The organism is Paraburkholderia sejongensis, from assembly GCF_020880815.1.
Classification (GTDB): Bacteria; Pseudomonadota; Gammaproteobacteria; order Burkholderiales; family Burkholderiaceae; genus Paraburkholderia; species Paraburkholderia sejongensis.
The window spans coordinates 1-1131 of the sequence record NZ_JAJITD010000049.1 but is presented as its reverse complement, the minus strand read 5'-3'; the positions used below and the strand labels follow the sequence as shown (position 1 = coordinate 1131).

Here is a 1131-nt window from a genome sequence, read left to right as displayed (position 1 = left end):
CGCCGGCCAGATGCGAGAGCGCTGTTGGCACATCGGGCTTGTGCATAAAGGCAATGTAATCGTGCTTGATTGTCTTCACGAACGATTCGGCCATGCCGTTACTCTGCGGCGAACGAACGGGTGTAGTCAACGGCTCAAGACCCAGCTCGCGAGCGAAACTGCGCGTGCGATGGTCGATGTAGGCAGAGCCGTTGTCCGACAGCCATTCGATGGGAGCGCCTGCCTGCGTCGTGCCGAAGCGTTGCTCGACCGCTGCGAGCATCACGTCACGTACGACGTCGCCGCTATGGCCACCAGTAGTCGCTGCCCAGCTGATGGCTTCCCGGTCATGGCAGTCCAGCGCAAACGTCACGCGCAACGGCGAGCCGTCGTCACAACGGAACTCGAAGCCGTCCGAGCACCAGCGGACATTACTGCGCTCAACGGCAATGCGTCCATCATGTCGGCGGGTATCGCGACGTTGGCCAAGGCGCCGAAGCAGCAACTGATGGTCGCGCATGACGCGATAGACCCGCTTGGCGTTCACGCACGGCGCACCAGTCATCTCGTGACTACGTCGCAGCAGTGCCCAGACTCTCCGGTATCCATAAGTCGGCAAGCCCGCCACATGCTCGTGGATTGCAGCGACCAGCTCCGTGTCGTCGGTCTGTCGGGCGCGGCGGCCGTCCTGCCAGTCCGGCGAGCGGGCTTTTCTGACTGCCAAAGCAGAGCGCGCCACGCCGAGAACATCGCAGACCGTTTTCATTGGTCGTCCCCGGGCAGTAAGGGCGAGCGCGCAATCCAGTTTTTTGAGCGGCCATATTCGACTGCTTCCTTCAGGATTTCTGCCTCCTGCGTCTTCTTGCCAAGCAGACGCTGCAGTTCCCTGATTTCCTTCATCGCTGTGGCTAACTGCGAGGCGGGCACCACGGCTTCCCCAGCCTTCACCGCCGCCAGGCTGCCTTCCTCGTATTGCTTGCGCCACGCAAACACCTGGTTTGGGTTGACTCCGTGTCGCCGGGCAACCGCTGAAACCGTTGCTCCCGGCTCCAGGGTTTCCTGCACGATGGCCACTTTCTCCTGGACCGAACGTCGACGGCGGCGCTCCGGCTCTGTCAGAACTTCAATGCTTTCCACGATTTGCCTAGGCTT

Annotated in this window: 1 protein-coding gene; it reads right to left on the bottom strand. The window is 61.7% G+C overall.

All coding sequences use genetic code 11. The annotated features are described in order from the left end of the window. A protein-coding gene (locus LJ656_RS34825) for an IS3 family transposase (protein WP_230513954.1) occupies nt 1-1107 on the bottom strand; the annotation gives its coding sequence in 2 pieces (ribosomal slippage) (nt 1-792 and nt 792-1107; 1108 coding nt annotated over the 2 pieces). This gene is flagged as partial in the annotation. Between the last annotated feature and the right edge of the window lie 24 nt (nt 1108-1131).